The organism is Sinorhizobium fredii (assembly GCF_002944405.1).
Classification (GTDB): Bacteria; Pseudomonadota; Alphaproteobacteria; order Rhizobiales; family Rhizobiaceae; genus Sinorhizobium; species Sinorhizobium fredii_C.
Window position 1 is genome coordinate 1670293 of record NZ_CP024307.1, and the last position, 18646, is coordinate 1688938.

Annotated in this window: 19 protein-coding genes and 1 tRNA gene; 10 read left to right on the plus strand and 10 right to left on the minus strand. The window is 61.9% G+C overall.

Features of this window, described 5'->3' with window-relative positions; genetic code table 11:
* Window positions 1–19 precede the first annotated feature (19 nt).
* Complete coding sequence (locus NXT3_RS08125) at window positions 20–670, plus strand: biotin biosynthesis protein BioC (protein WP_104839078.1); 651 nt, start codon at window positions 20–22, stop codon at window positions 668–670.
* A gap of 169 nt (window positions 671–839) precedes the next feature.
* On the opposite strand, the gene NXT3_RS32285 is transcribed toward NXT3_RS08125, so the two are convergent.
* Window positions 840–986 (minus strand): hypothetical protein, encoded by a 147-nt coding sequence (locus NXT3_RS32285; RefSeq protein WP_234819527.1) that lies wholly within the window; start codon window positions 984–986, stop codon window positions 840–842.
* A gap of 40 nt (window positions 987–1026) precedes the next feature.
* Here NXT3_RS32285 and NXT3_RS08130 point away from each other — a divergent pair, with 40 nt between their 5' ends.
* Complete coding sequence (locus tag NXT3_RS08130; RefSeq protein WP_234828085.1) at window positions 1027–2367, plus strand: LysM peptidoglycan-binding domain-containing protein; 1341 nt, start codon at window positions 1027–1029, stop codon at window positions 2365–2367.
* A gap of 27 nt (window positions 2368–2394) precedes the next feature.
* Here NXT3_RS08130 and NXT3_RS08135 read toward each other — a convergent pair whose 3' ends face one another.
* Window positions 2395–3270 carry an ATP-binding protein gene (locus NXT3_RS08135; protein WP_037422916.1) on the minus strand — a complete coding sequence of 292 codons (876 nt, stop codon included), beginning with the start codon at window positions 3268–3270 and terminating at the stop codon, window positions 2395–2397.
* 313 nt (window positions 3271–3583) lie between these two features.
* On the opposite strand from NXT3_RS08135, the gene yajC reads away from it, so the two are divergent.
* The 5 genes from yajC (at window position 3584) to NXT3_RS08160 (ending at window position 8330) form a co-directional block, all read left to right on the plus strand.
* Complete coding sequence (gene yajC / locus NXT3_RS08140; protein WP_037422867.1) at window positions 3584–3916, plus strand: preprotein translocase subunit YajC; 333 nt, start codon at window positions 3584–3586, stop codon at window positions 3914–3916.
* A 48-nt stretch (window positions 3917–3964) separates the two neighbouring features.
* Window positions 3965–6532, plus strand: a complete 2568-nt coding sequence (gene secDF, locus NXT3_RS08145) for a protein translocase subunit SecDF (RefSeq protein WP_104839080.1) — start codon at window positions 3965–3967, stop codon at window positions 6530–6532.
* Window positions 6532–6918, plus strand: coding sequence for an Mth938-like domain-containing protein (locus NXT3_RS08150; protein ID WP_037422862.1), 387 nt, complete (start codon window positions 6532–6534; stop codon window positions 6916–6918). The genes secDF and NXT3_RS08150 overlap by 1 nt, the downstream gene beginning before the upstream one ends.
* 21 nt (window positions 6919–6939) lie before the next feature.
* Window positions 6940–7779, plus strand: a complete 840-nt coding sequence (locus NXT3_RS08155) for a phytoene/squalene synthase family protein (RefSeq protein WP_097526806.1) — start codon at window positions 6940–6942, stop codon at window positions 7777–7779.
* An 83-nt stretch (window positions 7780–7862) separates the two neighbouring features.
* Window positions 7863–8330: a hypothetical protein gene (locus NXT3_RS08160; protein WP_037422913.1), complete on the plus strand. Its 468-nt coding sequence runs from the start codon at window positions 7863–7865 to the stop codon at window positions 8328–8330.
* Between the two features lie 4 nt (window positions 8331–8334).
* Here the strand turns inward: NXT3_RS08160 and trmFO are convergent, their stop codons facing one another.
* The 3 genes from trmFO to NXT3_RS08175 all read right to left on the minus strand — a co-directional run bounded on the left by trmFO (window position 8335) and on the right by NXT3_RS08175 (window position 10546).
* Window positions 8335–9756, minus strand: a complete 1422-nt coding sequence (trmFO, locus tag NXT3_RS08165) for a methylenetetrahydrofolate--tRNA-(uracil(54)-C(5))-methyltransferase (FADH(2)-oxidizing) TrmFO (RefSeq protein WP_104839081.1) — start codon at window positions 9754–9756, stop codon at window positions 8335–8337.
* Between the two features lie 87 nt (window positions 9757–9843).
* Window positions 9844–9987: a DUF1127 domain-containing protein gene (locus tag NXT3_RS08170; protein WP_014328242.1), complete on the minus strand. Its 144-nt coding sequence runs from the start codon at window positions 9985–9987 to the stop codon at window positions 9844–9846.
* A gap of 415 nt (window positions 9988–10402) precedes the next feature.
* Window positions 10403–10546 carry a DUF1127 domain-containing protein gene (locus NXT3_RS08175; RefSeq protein WP_064506658.1) on the minus strand — a complete coding sequence of 48 codons (144 nt, stop codon included), beginning with the start codon at window positions 10544–10546 and terminating at the stop codon, window positions 10403–10405.
* A gap of 234 nt (window positions 10547–10780) precedes the next feature.
* Between NXT3_RS08175 and NXT3_RS32905 the strand changes: the two genes are divergently transcribed.
* Window positions 10781–10915, plus strand: a complete 135-nt coding sequence (locus tag NXT3_RS32905) for a hypothetical protein (RefSeq protein WP_272938868.1) — start codon at window positions 10781–10783, stop codon at window positions 10913–10915.
* A gap of 524 nt (window positions 10916–11439) precedes the next feature.
* Here NXT3_RS32905 and NXT3_RS08185 read toward each other — a convergent pair.
* Window positions 11440–11522: transfer RNA gene (locus tag NXT3_RS08185), tRNA-Leu, on the minus strand.
* A 507-nt stretch (window positions 11523–12029) separates the two neighbouring features.
* Here NXT3_RS08185 and tig point away from each other — a divergent pair.
* Entirely contained in the window at window positions 12030–13505 is a 1476-nt protein-coding gene (gene tig / locus NXT3_RS08190; RefSeq protein WP_037422852.1) for a trigger factor, read from the plus strand.
* A gap of 103 nt (window positions 13506–13608) precedes the next feature.
* Here tig and sthA read toward each other — a convergent pair whose 3' ends face one another.
* A complete protein-coding gene (gene sthA / locus NXT3_RS08195) occupies window positions 13609–15012 on the minus strand; it encodes a Si-specific NAD(P)(+) transhydrogenase (RefSeq protein WP_037422849.1) in 1404 nt (467 codons plus the stop codon).
* A gap of 198 nt (window positions 15013–15210) precedes the next feature.
* Between sthA and NXT3_RS08200 the strand changes: the two genes are divergently transcribed.
* Window positions 15211–16254 (plus strand): magnesium and cobalt transport protein CorA, encoded by a 1044-nt coding sequence (locus tag NXT3_RS08200; RefSeq protein WP_179864801.1) that lies wholly within the window; start codon window positions 15211–15213, stop codon window positions 16252–16254.
* 13 nt (window positions 16255–16267) lie between these two features.
* Here the strand turns inward: NXT3_RS08200 and radC are convergent, their stop codons facing one another.
* The 3 genes from radC to sfsA are packed head-to-tail and all read right to left on the minus strand — an operon-like array spanning window position 16268 to window position 18644.
* Window positions 16268–17059, minus strand: a complete 792-nt coding sequence (radC, locus tag NXT3_RS08205) for a RadC family protein (protein WP_097526742.1) — start codon at window positions 17057–17059, stop codon at window positions 16268–16270.
* Window positions 17056–17895, minus strand: a complete 840-nt coding sequence (gene map, locus NXT3_RS08210; RefSeq protein WP_037422843.1) for a type I methionyl aminopeptidase — start codon at window positions 17893–17895, stop codon at window positions 17056–17058. The genes radC and map overlap by 4 nt, the downstream gene beginning before the upstream one ends.
* Window positions 17889–18644: a DNA/RNA nuclease SfsA gene (sfsA, locus tag NXT3_RS08215; RefSeq protein WP_037422841.1), complete on the minus strand. Its 756-nt coding sequence runs from the start codon at window positions 18642–18644 to the stop codon at window positions 17889–17891. Before sfsA ends, map begins: the two co-directional genes overlap by 7 nt.
* Window positions 18645–18646: the final 2 nt, after the last annotated feature.

The window sequence follows — 18646 nt, forward strand, 5'->3', positions numbered from 1 at the left end:
CCAGTGACGGAGACGGTGGATGGAGATTGCGAACAGGCTGACGGCAGCGACGACGGGCGACGGTTTGGGCAATCTCGCCGGCCGTCCCGCCGGGCAGGTCGTCTCCGGAAGCAAGGACGATGGCGGCGTCCATGCAACTCCGACAAGCTTTTTCGATCCGACGCCACGCATTTCGCTGTCGGTCGATGCGTTGCTCTATCTCAGCCGGACAAGAAAGGCGCCGGAGAAACTGCCGCCCTTAACCCGGGACGAGTGGAACAACACGCTTTCCCCACAGCTGGCTGCGCGCGAATATCAGGCCTTTGGGAAGCATGCCGAGACCGGCGACTACAAGGCTTATTATAGTTCTTTCATCGACTACTATGACAGCCTCCGCACGGAGGACCAGAACAGCCTGCGTTATTTCGGCACGAGGGAGGCGGCTCTGGCCGGCTTGCGGTCGCTCGAATACGATGCCGGAAGCGGATTGGACACGGGCGGAAATTTCGAAAGACTCGTCAGCGTCTTCCTGGACGAGGACAAGGCTGTCTCTTCAGTCGGTTCCACCGATACGCCGGTCCGCGAAACACCCTTCGTCGGTTGGGACGTCGGCAGCATCAGCTATGAGGAGCAGCCGCCTGAATCGCGGTCGCTGTCGGAAATCGAGCGCCTCTATTCCGAGCTCCTTTGAGCTGTTGCCTCTGCGGCATTTCGAGCGGAAAGGCTTCTGCGTCACGGATGCGCGGACATCCTATGGTTAGCATTTCGTCAAATGAGTCCCGCCCTTAACCGGGCGGTAACTCTAATGCGCTTTAATCATTCCACAGCGAGTTGCGTTCGGAGTGGGTAAGCGTCATGCGTCAATTTTCATCTCCCGGTGCAGGGAAGTCTTTGATCCGCCTGTGCGGGGCGGTTTTGCTGGCAAGCGTCGCGACCGGTTGCAGCTCCGACGTCAGCCGTTTCAACGGGCTCTTTTCGAGTTCGGATGACATCACCACCAGTTCCATCCCGGGGAATGTTCCACGTGGCGATATCTCCGGCGGCCAATTGGCCTCATCCGCAGGTTCCGGCGGCTCTTACGGCCAGGCTTTTCCGAGTTCCGCGCAGGCCGCGTCCTACGATCCGATGAGCACGGCGAGTACGCCGGTCTCCAGCGCCCGGGCCGCTTCGACGCCGGTCAGCGTTCAGCGTACTGCCTTGGCGGAGCCGGCGCCGGTCGCAACGCGTCAGCCACAGGCGCTTCCCGCCGCCCGCCAACCGCAGCCCGTACTCGCAAAGGCTGAGCCGCTGCCGTCGGATCTCAAGACGACTCCGAACAAAGGTGGCTGGACGACGGCGAATGCGCCCACGATCATGGTGCGCCCAGGCGATACGGTTGCCGTGTTGGCCCGCCGCTTCGGAGTTCCCGAGAAGGAAATCCTCAAGGCGAACGGCTTGAAGTCGGCAAGCCAGGTCGAGCCAGGTCAACGCCTTATCGTCCCGACCTTTGGCGCTTCGAGCAGTGCAGCAAAGGCCGCAGCCTCTGGTTCCATTGCCGACTTCGAAGGCGGAAAGAGGCAGCCTTCGCCGCTTCCCACCGGCCAGCGCGAGATGGCGATCCTTCCCGGCCAGTCTCAGTCCCGCGAAAAGAGCGAAGGCCGCAACGATGTGGCCGCCGGCAAGCTCAACAATGCCGGTGCAGGCGACGGCTCGGATGGCGGTTACACCGTCAAGCCGGGGGATTCGCTGAACAAGATCGCCAAGGCCAACGGCGTGTCCGTCGCGGCGCTGAAGCAGGCAAACGGTCTGACGGCGGAAGCTATTCGCGTCGGCCAGAAGTTGAAGATGCCTGCAGCCGGAGCAGCGGCGACCGATGCCGTCGTCACGGCCTCCGTACCGGCCAAAACGGAAACGAAAGTGGCTTCGCTCGATCAGGGCAAGCCGGCGGAATACAAGGCTCCGGTCGCCAAGGAGAGCGTTTCGGACGTCGCTATCAAGACCGATATCGACCAGGAGTCTCCGAAGTCGACGGGCATCAGCAAATATCGCTGGCCGGTCCGCGGCGCGGTGGTTGCCGCCTATGGCGCCAATGTCGACGGCAACCGCAATGACGGTATCAATATTTCGGTGCCCGAAGGCACGCCGATCAAGGCGGCAGAGAACGGCGTGGTCATCTATTCCGGCAGCAGCCTCAAGGAACTGGGCAATGCCGTCCTGGTCCGCCACGATGACGGCACCGTCACGGTCTATGGCAACGCCTCGCAGCTCAAGGTTCAGCGCGGCGAGAAGGTCCAGCGCGGCCAGACGCTTGCCGCCTCCGGCATGACCGGCAAGGCGAGCCAGCCGCAGGTGCACTTCGAGGTTCGCAAGAATGCGACCCCGGTTAACCCGGCGACTTTCCTCGAATAGTCTTCATCGGGCGCCCTGCGCGCCCGATCATGCCGTCTCGTCCAGTTGACGGCGCAGACGGCCAGCCAGATCCTGAATGAATTGCCAGGCGACGCGGCCGGATCTCGATCCCCGCGTCGTCGCCCATTCGAGGGCGCCGGCATGCAGCGATGCCGGTTCGACGGGCAGATGGAAATAGCGCGCATAGCCGTCGACCATGGCCAGATAGTCGTCCTGGCTGCACTTGTAGAAGCCGAGCCATAGCCCGAAGCGATCCGAGAGCGAGACCTTTTCCTCGACCGCCTCCGAAGGATTGATGGCAGTCGACTGTTCGTTTTCCATCATGTCGCGCGGCAGAAGGTGTCGGCGGTTCGAGGTCGCATAGAGTACGACGTTTGCCGGGCGGCCCTCCACTCCGCCGTCAAGAACGGCCTTCAGCGACTTGTAGGACGTATCGTCGTGATCGAAGGAAAGGTCGTCGCAGAAAACGATCACCGGCATCGGGGCTTGCCGCAGGATGTCCATCAGCGCGGGGAGGGACGCGATGTCCTCACGATGCACCTCAACGAGCTTGAGGCCGCCGCCGCTGTCGCGCGCCACCTTCGCATGTACCGCCTTGACCAGCGATGACTTGCCCATGCCGCGTGCGCCCCAGAGGAGCACGTTGTTCGCGGGAAAACCCTCTGCGAAGCGAAGCGTGTTGTCGAAGAGGATGTCGCGGACATGATCGACACCGGTGATCAACGAGAGATCGATGCGATTCGGTTTGGTGACCGGTTGCAAATGGCGGGTAACGGGGACCCAGACGAAGCATTCTGCTTCGTTCCAGTCGTTCTCCGCCGGCGCCGGCCCGGCGATCCGGTCGAGCGCTGCCGAAAGCCTCTGCACTTCATTGATCAGAATGTCGAGCTTGCTTTCGCGCATCATTATATCTCCGGGCATACTGGTCTGCGGGCTTGGCTCACGCTCCTGGCGAAAGATGCGGGGTCCGGTGCAGTTGCTTGATCTATCCGGCCGTTTCTCCGCCGGCGGTATGATTTTGTCGGTAGCACGGCGGTTTGCGCTGGAAAAGCCCGGCTCTCCGCCCTCAAGGGGTTCTCCTGTTGCGGAAATTATGTCAGAGGCAGGAGCAACGGAGAAGGGTGCCGACATTTGTGTCGTGGGATTGCTTCCCTATATTCCCGTCGGATTTCGCGCGGGCAAAGTAACCGCGTGGGTTGAACTCAAGGAGTGATCGATGTTCATTACCGAAGCTTTTGCGCAGACTGCCGCGCCCGCCGCCGGCGGGGCCGACATTTTGATGTCCATCCTGCCGTTCATCCTGATCTTCGTCGTCATGTACTTCCTGATCATTCGCCCGCAACGTGCGCAGATGAAGCGTCGCGAAGAGCTGTTGAAGAACATCCGCCGCGGCGATCAGATCGTTACCGGCGGCGGTATCATCGGCAAGGTGACGAAGGTTATCGACGATGCGGAACTCGAGGTCGAAATCGCCGAGGGAATCAAGGTCCGCGTCGCCCGCAGCGGCGTGTCCGAAGTCCGCGTGAAGGGTGAGCCCGTCAAGGAATAACCTCACCTGCCACGGCCGGCCGGGTCTGGCGATGGAGCATTTCAAGGCATGCCCAACTTCTCGCCGCTGAAGAACACCTTGATCTGGCTGGTCGTCCTGGCCGGTTTTGCCTTTGCTCTGCCGAACATCGTTCCGAGGGAGCAGCTTGCCGGATGGCCGGCATGGCTGCCGCATCGGCAGGTGCCGCTCGGCCTCGACCTCAAGGGCGGCTCCGATATCGTTCTGAAGGTTGATCGCGACAGCATCGTCGCGGACCGCCTGCAAGCCACGATCCAGGCCATCGCCCAAGCGCTGAGAGGCGCCGAAATCGGCTATACCGGCCTTTCCGGCAGCGGTCAGGAAATTCAGTTTCGGCTGCGCGATACGTCGCAGTTAGCGGCAGCCCGAGAGGCCCTCAATACACTCACCGCGCCGGTTGAGGCACCGGACCGGGCTGGCAATCCGATCCGGGAATTGGTCGTCGACGAGACGACGGCGCAGGAGCCGGTTCGGCTTCGCCTGACCAACGAGGGCATCGATTTCCGGCTCTCCGCGGCGCTCGCCCAGTCGATCGAGGCGGTGCGTCGCCGCGTCGGACAAGTGGTGGCTGCGGAACCGGTGATCCAGCGCCGCGGCAGCGATCGCTTGAGCATCCAGATACCCGGCTTGGAGGATCCGCAACGGCTCAAGGATCTCCTCAGCCAGCGGGGCAGCGTTGCTTTCCGGTGGCTCGACCCATCGATACCGGCGCAGCAGGCCCTCGACACACGGCCGCCTGCCGCGTCGGAGGTGCTCTATTCGCTGGATGACCCGCCGGTGCCCTATCTGGTCGAAAGGCAGGCCTTCGCCTCCGCTGAGGACTTTGACGATGCGCAGCCCGGGACTGATCCTCAGACCGGCGAACCCGTGGTTGATATCAAGCTGACGGCTGAAGCGTCCACGCGGCTCGCAACGCTGTCGCAAGCTGCGTCGAACCGGCAATTCGCCATCGTGCTCGACGGACAGGTGGTCTCGACACCGGCGCTTGGGGACGTCATCGAAGGCGATATGGTCCGGCTCTCCGGCGACTTGTCGGAGGAGGGCGCGGAGAATTTCGCCGCTCTGCTGCGAGCCGGGCCGCTTCCCGCCTCACTGACGGTCATCGAAGAGCGCACGGTCGGTCCGGAAGTTGGCACGGACGCGATCGCCAACGGCTTAACGGCCGGGTTGGTCGCGGCAGCCGCGGTCGCCGCCTGCATGATCGGGTTCTACGGTTTCTTCGGCCTTGTCGCCGTGGTCGCTGTGATCGTCAACGTCGTGCTCATCATCGCGGTAATCTCCCTTCTCGGAATTACGCTGACCCTGCCGGGGATCGCCGGGATCGTTCTCACGATCGGGGTGGCGGTCGATTCGAATGTTCTCATCTACGAGCGGCTGCGAGAGGAGGTGCGCAACAGCAGTGAGCCGTTGCGCAAGGCCCTCGACAACGGCTTTTCGCGCGTGTTGAGGAGCATAATCGATGCGAACCTGACGATGCTGATTGCGGGCGTCATCCTTTTCCTGCTTGGCACCGGGGCGATCAGCGGGTTTGCGACGACGCTCGCCATAGGCAGCGTCACGACCATCCTGACGGCGCATAGCCTGACCCGCCGGCTCATCCGCGGATGGTATCGCCGCCGCCGGCCGAAACATCTGCCAAGGGGTATCCGCACAGGCTTCTTTGCCGAGGCCGATATCCGCTTCATGGCCCTCCGCAATCCGGTGTTCATCCTGATGGCGTCGCTCTCGCTTGCTTCGCTCGTCCTGCTGGTGAGCCTCGGGCTCAACATGGGGGCCGACTTCAAGGGTGGTTCTCTTCTGGAGCTCCGGTCAAAGCAAGGCACAGCCGACGTCGCCGACGTCCGCGCCCGCCTCGACGAATTGAACCTCGGCGAGGTCCAGATTCAGGGGCTTGGCTCGGCGCGGGATATCCTGCTGCGCATCCCATCGCAGGAGGCAGGCGACAACGCCGATCAGACCGCAATGGGATTGGTCCGCGCCGAGCTCGAAGGTGACTACAGCTTCCGCCGTGTCGAGGTCGTCGGCCCGGCGGTGTCCGGAGAACTGACGCGCGCCGGTACGCTCGCAGTCGCGGCGGCGATACTCGCCATCATCCTCTATGTCTGGTTGCGCTTCGATTGGAAGTTTGCTGCCGGTGCCGTCATCACCACGCTTCACGACGTGCTGTTGACCGTGGGCTTCCTGGTCTTGACCGGCATCGAATTCAATCTCGCGAGCCTCGCAGCGCTTCTGACCATCGTCTGCTACTCGCTGAACGACACGATGGTGATCTACGACCGCGTCCGGGAGAACCTGGCGCGCTATCGGCGGATGCCGCTTTCCGTCTTGATCGACGCATCGATCAACCAGACCCTGTCGCGTACCATCCTCACGGCGACGACGACGGCGCTTGCCCTCGTTGCGCTTTACCTGTTCGGCGGGAGCCGCCTCGTGCAATCCTTCAGCGCGACGCTCCTCTTCGGGGTGGTTATCGGGACGGTTTCGTCGATCTATATCGCCGGGCCGGTGCTCATTCTCTTCAACCGTCGAAACAATCGTCTCGGCGGCGAGTTGGGAGGACGCGGGACGACGCCGGGTACGGCAACGGGGGCGGCCTGATGGCAAAAGGTATCGAAATGCGCGAAGCGCACTTTCCGGGACGCGCGCCTATCGACGCCTACGGCAATGGCGGCTTCCGCTTCGCCGACATGTCGCACCGCGGCTCGGTGCTGCTGCTGCCCTCCGGCGTCTATGCCTGGGACGTCGCCGAGGGGGATCCGCTGGCGATCGAGAAATTCCGGCGCGTTCTTGGCGAGGCTCACGCGATCGAAGTCCTGCTCGTCGGGACCGGCCGCGACATCAGACCCTTGCCGGCGGATCTGAAGGCAACATTGAAGGCCGCCGATATTTCGTCCGATCCGATGAATACCGGCGCGGCGGTTCGCACCTACAATGTCATGCTGGCAGAATCGCGCGCCGTCGCTGCAGCCCTGATTGCGGTGTGATCGAGCCGAAGGAATCGCAGCGTGCAAATGCCAGATCCCCAGATACTCGCGACACTGCGGGACACCGATCGCGACCGCTATCTCGCATGCCTGCTCGCCTCGCCGGAAAAGCGGCACTCGCTTGCCTGCCTCTACGCCTTCAACGCCGAGATCGCCCGCATCCGCGACCTGGTACACGAGCCGCTTCCCGGCGAAATTCGGCTGCAATGGTGGCGTGACCTGCTGGAGAACCATTCGGGGGGCGAGGGCCACCCGCTAGCCGAGGCGCTGCTTGCCTCAATTGCCGAGCATCGTCTGCCCGTTGCCGTTCTGCAGAACATGATCGATGCGCGCATTTTCGACCTCTACGACGACCCGATGGAGGACACGACGGCGCTGGAGGGCTATGCGGGCGAAACGGCGTCCGCACTCATTCAACTGGCTTCGCTCACTCTCGACCCGGCGAACGCCGGAATGTCCGCAGAGGCTGCCGGGCACGCCGGCGTTGCGCAGACGATCGCCGGCCTTTTGTTGCTCCTGCCGGTCCATTGCCGGCGCGGCCAGGTCTATTTTCCCGCCGACCTCCTGCGGGCGACCGGTCTCGACCGGGAGATGCTGCTGGACGGGCGCGACGAGGTCGCGATCGGCAGGGCCGTTCGCGCATTCTGCGGGCTCGGCCGCGATCATCTCGCCAAGGCGCGCAAGAGTTTGGGTTCGATCTCTCCGCAGAATTTCTCGGCCTTCGTTCCCGTTGCTCTTGCCGAGCCGGTGTTCGAGCGCGCCGAGGCCGCCGGAGCCCGGATCCTGCGGTATTCGATCCAGCCGCCCCAGTGGCAACGGCAATGGCGGATGTGGCGCGCGAGCCGACGCCGGCGTTTTTGACGAATGTCCCCGTTCAAGCTGGCGCAAGCCTCGAGCGATAAGAACGGGCCTTACCTATTCCTGTCGTCCGAAGGGGACGGATGATGCTCTGGTTCATACTCATCGCTGTGGTTGCGTTCGTTGCCGCCTTTTATGCCTGGATGAACGCGCGCGCCGAGCGCGACGCCAGCAATCCCGATACCGGCTCGGCCATGGTCGAGTTTGGTCGTGCCTTTCCGGACGAGGCAATCCGCGCGCTGCATGCGACCATCGACGGCAAGGCTATTTTTCTTCGTCTGCACGACGGCAAGGCGGGATTCATCCAGTCGCACGGCACGCACTATGTATGCCATGTGATTCATCCCGGTAAGCTGCGGGTAAACAGCTCGGAAAGCGGGCAGGGGCTCATCGTCCATTTCCCGGATTTCGCTTATCTGGATAACAGCTTCGAGTTTCGGACCGCTGCAGAGGCGGCCGAGGTCTCCCTCTGGCTGCTCGGTAGCTTCAATCCGAAATCCGAATTCGCGGAGCCACCGGCCGAAAGCAAGGCGGCGGCGCAGACGATCGACTGAACGCTTATGCGGCTTCGTGATGAAGCCACTCGGCGCAGTCCTTCAGCGCTCGTGCCGCAGTCGCGTGCTTCTTGGCCAGTGCCTTTTCCTTGCCGCGGAAGCGTTTGGCACCTTCGGGCCGCAAAAGCGCACCCGGCTCCAGCGGCGGAAACAGGCCGAAATTGATGTTCATCGGCTGGAACGAGCGCTTGCCCGGCTCGTCTTCGGAAACGATGTGCCCGCCGGTAATGTGATTGAGGAGCGCGCCAAAGGCCGTCGTGTCCGGCGGCAGCGACAGCGCTTCGTCCTTGCGCTCGGTAGCGGCGAACCGTCCGGCGAGAAGCCCGATGCTGGCGCTTTCTACATAGCCCTCACAGCCGGTGATCTGGCCGGCAAAGCGCAGGCCGGGACGGGATTTCAGCGTCAGCGAACGGTCGAGCAGGACCGGCGAGTTGATGTAGGTGTTGCGGTGCAAGCCGCCGAGCCTTGCGAATTCGGCGTTCTCCAGGCCCGGAATCATCCGGAACACCTCCGTCTGGGCGCCGTATTTCAGTTTGGTCTGGAAGCCCACCATGTTGTAGAGCGTGCCCAGCGCATTGTCCTGGCGCAGCTGCACGACGGCGTAGGGCTTGACCGAGGGATTGTGGGTATTGGTGAGCCCCATGGGCTTCATCGGGCCGTGGCGAAGGGTCTCACGGCCGCGTTCCGCCATCACCTCGATCGGCAGGCAGCCGTCGAAATAGGGCGTGCCTTCCCATTCCTTGAAGCCGGTCTTGTCGCTGGCGATCAGCGCATCGACGAAGGCGTTGTACTCAGCCTCGGTCATCGGGCAGTTGATATAGTCCTTGCCCGTGCCGCCGGGGCCGACTTTGTCGTAGCGCGACTGGTGCCAGCAAATATCCATGTCGATGGTCTCGGTGTAGACGATCGGCGCTATGGCATCGAAGAAGGCAAGCGCGTCGGCGCCGGTTTCGCGGCGGATCGCCTCGGCGAGGCCGGGAGCGGTGAGCGGACCGGTGGCGACGATCGCAAGGTCCCATTCCCTCGGCGGCAGATCGCTGATTTCCTCGCGAACCACCGAGATCAGCGGGTGGCTGTGGATATGGTCACTGACGGCCCGAGAGAAGCCCTCCCGGTCGACAGCAAGTGCGCCGCCGGCCGGCACCTGGTTGCGATCGGCAGCCTGCATGATCAGCGAGCCGGCGAGGCGCATCTCCGCGTGCAGCACGCCAACCGCATTGCTCGTCGCATCGTCGGAACGGAAGGAATTGGAGCAGACGAGTTCGGCGAGGCCGTCGGTCTTGTGAGCCTCCGTGCCGCGCACGCCGCGCATCTCGTGCAGAATGACCGGCACGCCGGCCTCGGCGATCTGCCAGGCGGCTTCCGAGCCGGCAAGCCCTCCGCCGATGACATGAATGGGCGAATAAGGAGAGGTGGTCCTGTTCATGCGCGGCTTCCTAGCATAGCCCTTCCGCGCTTCCAACAAAAACGGCGCCCGCGGGCGCCGTCTTTCAAGTTTCAGGCTTCGTTCCGATTAACGGAAGGAGCGGGCCGCAATGTTGCGGATGTCGTAGCGGGTGATGCCGATATCGCTCAGGGCGTGGTTCGACAGGCCGCCGAGTTCGGCGACAGTGCGGCGGTAGTTGATCCAGCTCTTTGCAAGACGAATGGGGTTCATGGTCGTTTCCTCAGATCGATTGGGCGCGACAGTGATTTGTCTGCGTCGTTGAGGTTCTTATACGCTTGTCCAATTGGCAGGTGGAGTGCAAAGAAAATGCATCTGCTATGCATTTGTGCACTGCGTCGATGATTTGCTGTGCATGGAAAGGGCGGAGCCCGAAAATGCAGCACGCGGCTACTCCCATCGCGCCAGCGGTAGCGCGTTGTTTTGCCGCGGTTTTCGCGGACAGTGTCGACGCGCGGGCTGGCTCACCAAGGCTCCCATGGCAGCAATTATGCGACGCGAAATGGTGCACCGAACGGACGGACTAAACCGCCTCTACCGAAAGCCCGGTGTCATGCACCGATCAGGCAACGAAAAACGCCCTCCGGCAGGGCCGGAGGGCGTTACGAAAACAGCAGCAGTCTGTGACTTACTTGACAGCCTTGCGAGCAACGTAGGGGATGTCGGCGCGGCCGATGCCGAGGTCGTTCAGCTCACGGTCGCTCATGCGGCCGAGCTCGTTGCAGGTCTGACGATACTTGCGCCAATTGTTGAAAGAACGTGCGAGGTTCATGATCCTATTCCTTTCAGGGTCGTTCGCCAGCGCTCTATCTCTCTTGCTGGCCATCATCTTATGGGCAGGAATATAATCGATTTGTGCTCGGAAAACAGAGACGATGCTGCATCGCACCCATGCAGCTTTTGCAATCCTCTGTCGGCCGTTAATCCAGTCTTAATTTATGGTGCTGTCGAGTGTGCCTGGAATCGCCTCAGGTGGGGAGGCGAAGCTCGAAAGGCTGCTCGAACCATGCAAAAACAACGCCCGCTGGGGGAGGAGATCCAGCGGGCGTTGCCTGTTCTGATTGGCAACTGGGAGGAGGAGGTTGCCAATCCGTATCGGGAGCGCTGGGAGGAGGAGTGCGCTGCCCGATCGATGATCTGAAGATAGGCGTGAACCCCTAATTTGTATAGGGACACTGCGGAATGGCACATATGCGCGCGATGCATGGCTGCGACAGCCGCTTGGCGGAAATGCTTCAATTTCGTGCAAACACGCTCAGATTAACTTCACAAGCGTGATGGATCTTCTCGCAGGTGCGAAGAACAAAAAACGCCCGCTGGGGGAGGAGATCCGGCGGGCGTTCTAAAGTCGATTGGCAACCGGGAGGAGGAGGAGTGTTGCCAATCCTATCGAAACAGCGTTGGGAGGAGGAGTACGCTGCTTCGAATTCCGTCGAGCTTCGGCTCGGGTCGTTCCGGAAGTCCGGGCGGGAGACCAACCGCGGGCGGCTTTGGTTCGTCACCACCGGCCTTTTCATGTCTTCAACATAGCGCAGCTGGGAGCATTTTGTGCAGTGCAATATCGGTATGGAAGATGTGCATCCTGCGCAAATCGTCCATTGCGGTCGAATTGATCGGGCCGGTGGCGGGGGTGCTACGGTCGTTGTGCTGGTGGGGATGTCACGTTGGTGCCCGGTGAGGGACTCGAACCCCCATGCTCTCGCGCTTGGACCTAAACCAAGTGTGTCTACCAATTCCACCAACCGGGCAACGGAGGTGCTTGCGAAGCCTGTAGAACAATGACGGGCATTTTGGCAAGCCTTGCGTGGAGGCGAGCAGGCGCCGGTGCTGACTTGGCCCCTCATGTCGCGCGGTCGGCACGGCACCGGAAATGCTTGCCATTCGTCTGCCATCGGGTGTATTTGGCGCCCGTGACACACAGCGCAATGTGCCATGACTTGGTGACGCGCCTGTCGAAAGCGACGGGTCGTTGCGGCTAACTGAATGGTTCACTGGCGTCTGGTCGACCGACATCTCCGTGGCGTGGTTTGATCCGGCGCAGCAGGTCGAGACTGAGTCTAGTCTTACCAACTGCACAGGGACAATGTCGCGGCCACATGTCGGTATTCGACGGTAGCGAAGGTGGCAAAGTGCCATTTTGCTTGCAAAACGGTTGCGGAATTGCGTAAAGCCACTCCCGGCAAATGGATCGGCTCACGTGCTCGCCGGAACTTATCTAGGCAACAGCACGGTCAACGTGAAGTGAAGGTTTGAACATGCAGGTTATCGAAACGCTCGCTCAAGGGCTGAAGCGCGAACTCAAGGTCGTTATTCCGGCCGATGAAATGGAAACTCGGATGAACGAGCGTCTGGCCGAGGTGAAGGACCGGGTCCGCATCAACGGCTTCCGCCCCGGCAAGGTGCCGGTTGCGCATCTGAAGAAGGTCTACGGCAAGTCGATCATGGCCGATCTCGTCAACGAGATCGTCCGCGAGAAGCCGACCGAAATCCTGACGAGCCGCGGTGAAAAGTCGGCCACGCAGCCGGAAGTCGCCATGACCGAGGACGAGGCCGAAGCCGACAAGATCCTCAAGGCCGAGGCCGATTTTGAATTCACGCTCGCTTACGAGATCATCCCGGCGATCGAACTCAAGGATTCGAGCGGCATCAAGGTGACCCGCGAAGTCGTCGAGATCGGCGACGACGAGGTCAACGAGCAGATCCTGCGCATTGCCGAAAGCGCCCGCAGCTATGAATCGAAGAAGGGCAAGGCCGCCAACGGCGACCGCGTCACCATCGATTATCTCGGCAAGGTCGACGGCGTCGCCTTTGATGGCGGCAAGGACGAGGACGCCGAACTGGTTCTCGGCTCCAACCGCTTCATCCCCGGCTTCGAAGAACAGCTCGTCGGCGTCAAGGCGGGCGACGAGAAGACGATCACCGTCACCTTCCCGGCAGACTATCCGGCTGCCAATCTTGCGGGCAAGGAAGCAACCTTCGACATCACCGTCAAGGATGTCGCCGGTGCCGCGCCGATCGAGATCAATGACGAACTGGCAACGAAGCTCGGCCTCGAATCGGTCGACAAGCTGAAGGAAATCGTGCGCGGCCAGATCGAAGGCCAATACGGCTCGGTTACCCGCCAGAAGGTCAAGCGTCAGCTGCTCGACCAGCTGGACGAGCTCTACCAGTTCGAGACCCCCGAACGCCTCGTCAACGCCGAATTCGACAACATCTGGCGCCAGATCAACACCGACCTCGAGCAGGCCGGCAAGACCTTCGCCGATGAGGACACGACGGAAGAGGAGGCGCGCGCCGAATACCGCAAGCTCGCCGAGCGCCGCGTTCGTCTCGGCCTCGTTCTTTCCGAAATCGGCGAGAAGGCCGGCGTCCAGGTGAGCGACGACGAAATGCAGCGCTCGCTGTTTGAGCAGCTCCGTCAGTTCCCCGGCCAGGAGAAGCAGATCCTCGACTACTTCAAGAACACCCCCGGTGCCGCCGCTTCGCTGCGCGCGCCGCTCTTCGAAGAGAAGGTCGTCGATCACCTGCTTTCGGAAGTCTCGGTAACCGACAAGACGGTTTCCAAGGAAGCCCTGATGGCCGAGGACGAATCCGAAGACAAGCCGGCAAAGAAGGCGCCCGCCAAGAAGAAGGCCGCTGCCAAGGCCGAAGCTGCCGAAGGCGAAGAAGCCGCGGCTCCGAAGAAAAAGGCTCCGGCCAAGAAGAAGGCCGCCGACGAAGGCGCCGAGTAATTAGCATCGTCCAGAATAGTTAAAGGCCGCCTTCGGGCGGCCTTTTCGTTTGCGCCGAGAAAGCCGCCGAAACCGGCGACATGAATTGCAGAGGCGGGGGGACCTACACTGCTTTGATCTCGCCCATGCGGTTCCAGGCGTCGAGCCCGGCAATCTTGTAGGCCTCCGCAAGGGTCGGATAGTTGAAGGTGTTTTCGACGAAATATTCGACCGTGCCCTTCAGGTTCAGAACCGCCTGGCCGATATGCACGAGTTCGGTGGCGCCTTCGCCGATGATATGCACGCCGAGCAGGCGCCGGGTCTTCAGCGAGAAGATCATTTTCAAGAGGCCCGCATCGAGCCCCATGATGTGGCCGCGCGAGGTCTCACGGAACCGTGCAATGCCGCATTCGTAGGGGATGCCGCGTTCCTTCACTTCCTCTTCGGAAAGGCCGCAGGTGGAGATTTCCGGCACTGCATAGATGCCGTAGGGGAAGTATTTCTGCGGCTCTTTGGCGATCGCGCCGACGGCAACGCGCGCTGCGACACGGCCCTGTTCCATGGAGGTCGAGGCGAGACTTGGAAAGCCGACCACGTCGCCTGCCGCATAGATGTTCGGAACCGCGGTCTGGAATGTTTCCGGATTGACCTTCAGGCGCCCGCGGCTGTCCGCCTCGAGACCGGCGGCCGGGAGATTGAGCGCATCGGTCGCTCCCATGCGGCCGGCGGCAAACAGTACCATTTCCGTTGTGATCTTGCGGCCATTGTCGAGGGTAAGCATGACCTTACCATCGTCGAGACGCTCCACCTTCTCAGCTTTCTGGCCGAGATTGAGTTTCATGTTGCGGTCCCGAAGCTGGTAGGTGAAATCTTCGACGATCTCCTTGTCGATGAAGTCGAGCATGGTCGACTTGGGGTCGATCACCGTCACCTGCGTGTCGAGCGCACTGAAGATCGTGGCATATTCGATGCCGACGACGCCGGCGCCGATGACGACGAGAGAACGCGGCAGGTCCTGGATCTCGAGCAACTCGTCGCTGTCGACGACGGTCTTGCCGTCAAAGGGAATATAGTCCGGCCGAAAGGGCTTCGTGCCGACGGCAAGCAGGATGCTGGTACCGGCAACATGCATGCTCTCGCCGTCGTCCTTGACGATTTCGAGCGTCGTCGGATCGACGAAGCTCGCCTTTCCGCGGATGTGATGGACGCGGTTGCGCGCGAATTGATGCTCCAGCACCTCGACTTCGTGGTTGAGCGTGATGATCAGGCGCTGGCGCAGATCCTCGGCGCTGATCTCCTGCTTCACCCGATAGGAGCGGCCGTAGAAGCCGCGCTCGCGCCAGCCGGAGAGGTTGAGCGCCGTCTCGCGCAGCGTCTTGGACGGAATTGTTCCGGTGTGCACCGAGACGCCCCCGACCCGCTTGCCCTGCTCGATGACGAGCACTTTCCTGCCGAGCTTGGCCGCCTGAATTGCGCCTCTGCGTCCGGCCGGACCGCTGCCGACGACGATAAGATCGAACTGGTTCATGAGCGCTTCCCCTGAGCCAAGCGAGAATCGTTTTTGCAACGCGGCAAACTCGCGCGTGAACATCTATATCGTCAATGGCACGCTTTGATGAAGTGGCAATGCCGCAACGATCTGTCCTGGATGCGTCCGATCGCAAATATCGCTATGCTTCGCACATTCGGCGGAGAGGGAGGACGGACAGGCATGGCGCTCGAGTGGATGAATGGTCCAGCTTCACAGACAGCGCAAGGCAATGGCGATGCGCCGGCGCTCGAAGCACCGCCGTGCAATCGGCCGGGGGTCGTGGCCGCCGCCGTCTATCAGAACGGCCGACGCGTTCGAGACATCGAAATCGAAGAGGCCGGAGAGTGGCGAAATCGCGAGAACGTCGTCGTTTGGATCGGCCTGCACGAACCGGACAAGCAATTGCTGCGGCAGGTGCAGAAACAATTTGATCTGCATGATCTGGCGATCGAGGACGCCGGCAAGGCGCACCAGCGGCCGAAGCTGGAAATCTACGGCGATGCGATCTTCGTCGTGGCGCGCACGGCCCATATGGTCGAGGACGAGATCGCCTTCGGGGAGACGCATCTGTTCGTCGGGCGGGGCTACGTCGTTTCCGTTCGTCACGGCGCCTCGACGTCCTATATGGCGGTGCGGCAGCGCTGCGAGTCTTCCCCGGCAGCGCTGGCCCATGGCGAGAACTACATCCTCTATTCGATCCTCGACTTCATCGTCGACAACTACATGCCGGTCGTCGAGACGATTCACGGCGAGGTGGAGGAACTGGAGGACCGCCTGCTGCGCTCGCGGTTGGACAAGACACATATCGAACGGCTCTATCTGATGCGGCGCAATCTGCTCAAGCTGCGCAATGCCGTCGTTCCGCTGGTCGACGTCTGCCGCCGGCACGAGCATCTCGAACTGCCGGGCATGGACGCGGCGATGCAGCCGCTCTTCCGAGACGTCACCGATCATGTTCGCCGCGTCCAGGAGGACATAGACGCGCTTCGCGAGGTGCTGGCCTTCACCTTCGAAGCAAGCCTGATGATCGGCCAGTCCGAGCAGACGGAAATCTCCCGCAAGCTTGCCTCCTGGGCGGCGATCCTGGCGGTTCCGACCGCAATCGCTGGGATCTACGGCATGAACTTCGAGGACATGCCTGAACTCCGGTTCCGCTATGGCTACTTCATCGTACTGGCGGTGATCTTCGGACTCTGCGCGACGCTCTATCGGTTCTTCCGGCGGGCGCGCTGGCTTTAAGCAGCCCCTTGGCCTAAAACAGCCGCAGCCCTTTCATGCTGACATGTCCGTCCTTGCCGATGATCACGTGGTCGTGGACGGTGATGCCGAGCGGCTTTGCCGCCTCGGCGATCAGCTTCGTCATCTCGATATCGGCGCGCGACGGCGTCGGATCGCCGGACGGGTGGTTGTGCACCAGAATCAAGGCGGTCGCGGAAAGCTCCAGCGCGCGCTTGACGACCTCGCGCGGATAGACGGGGGTATGGTCGATCGTCCCCTGCTGCTGCACCTCGTCGGCAATCAGCGTGTTGCGCTTGTCGAGAAAGAGGATGCGGAACTGTTCCTTCGTCTCGTGCGCCATCGCGGCATGACAATAGTCGATCACCCCGCTCCAGGAAGACAGGACCTGCTTGTTGCGCAACTCGCTCTTCAGCGTCCGTTGCGCCGCGGTGGCGATGAGCTTGAGGTCGAGAGCAACGGATTCGCCGACGCCCTTGACCTCCTGCAACAGGTGCTGAGGTGCGCCGAACACGCCGGCGAGCGTGCCGAAGCGGGCGAGGAGGTCCTTGGCGATCGGTTTCGTGTCGCGGCGGGGAATAAGGCGGAACAGAATGAGTTCGAGGATCTCGTAGTCGGCGAGTGCCGAATTGCCCTGTTCGCGGTAGCGTGCCCTCAGACGATCGCGGTGGCCGTGATAATGCGCCTCGGCAGTGCCGCCAAGCGTCGAAATCTTGTCCAATTTCCGCGCCTTCTGCGGCGCGAAAAACTGCCGCTCGTCGGCGGTCTCTTCTTCGTCCGGTTCGGGAAAAGGAGGCGGCTTCGTCACGCGGTCCCCAGTGCGCGGACGCCTGGCATGAAAAGGCCGGCCGGCGAAAGCGTGAACACTTCGCAGCCATTCGCCGTAACACCGACGGTGTGCTCGTACTGCGCCGAAAGCGACCGATCGCGCGTCACGGCGGTCCAGCCGTCGGAGAGCACCTTCACATGCGGCCGGCCGAGATTGATCATCGGCTCGATGGTGAAAATCATGCCCTCCCTAAGTTCCGGCCCTTCGCTGGCATTGCCGTAGTGGAGGATGTTCGGAGCATCGTGGAACAGCCGGCCGACGCCGTGGCCGCAGAAGTCCCTGACGACAGAGCAGCGCTCCGATTCCGCATAGGTCTGGATGGCCTCGCCGATCGCTCCGGTGCGGGCGCCGGGCCGCACCGCCGCTATGCCGCGCATCAGGCATTCATGCGTGACTTCGAGCAGCCGTTCGGCGGCGCGCTTGATCTCTCCGACCGGGTACATTCGACTGGAGTCGCCGTGCCAGCCATCGACGACATAGGTGACATCGATGTTGACGATATCGCCTTCGCGCAGCGGCTTGTCGTTCGGTATCCCATGGCAGACGACGTGGTTGATCGACGTACAGGACGACTTGGTATAGCCGCGATAGTTCAAGGTCGCGGGCAGGGCGCCGTGGTCCAAGCCGAACTCGTAGACGAAACGGTCGATCTCTTCCGTCGTCACGCCCGGCCGCACCCTTGACGCTAATTCATCCAGACAGCGTGCCGTCACCTGACAGGCCTTGCGCATGCCTTCGAATCCGTCCGGGCCGTAGAGACGAATGACGCCCGTATTCTTGTAGGGGGCAGCGCCGGCCTCGATGTAAGTTACCATTCCAAGACTTTCGATGTTTCAGGCGGTTTTCTTAAATCAGCATGGACCGGTTCGTCCACTATCATCGCTCCGGCCGGCACGATCTCGAAGGGCGACACGGAGCATCGGATCGCATAGGCTTCGACGCCGCGTTGAGCCGCCCGTTCGAATGCGCGAGCATAAACCGGATCGAGGTCGCGGCATATCCGCAAGACGCCGCAGTCGTTTCTTTGAACAAGATAGAGCATGATCGCCCGGTGTCCCGCCTCGACCATGTCGCCCAGCTCTTCGAGGTGTTTGGCGCCGCGCTCGGTCGGGCTGTCCGGAAACTCCGCCAGGGCCGCGGCGCGGCTGAAGTGGACATTCTTCACCTCGACATAGGCAAGACCTTTCACCGGATCGCTGAGCAGAATGTCGATTCTTGAATTGCGCCCATATCTCTGCTCGCGGCGGAGCGTTTCATAGGTGTGAAGGTCGCTGACCAATCCGGCAGCGATCGCCTCCTCGGCGAGCCGGTTTGGCAGGCCGGTATTGATGCCCACCAGCGTGCCGTCCGCCTCGACGATCTCCAGCATGTGGCGATATTTGCGCGTCGGAGAGTCGTGCTCAGACAGCCAGATCGCCGATCCCGGCGCCGTCAGCCCGCGCATCGAGCCTGTATTCGGGCAAGAGCCTGTGATCCGCGTGCCGTCGGCAAGATCTGCATCGAAGAGAAAGCGCTTGTAGCGCTGCAAGAGCGTTGCCTGAACGAGCGGACGGGAAAACTTCACGA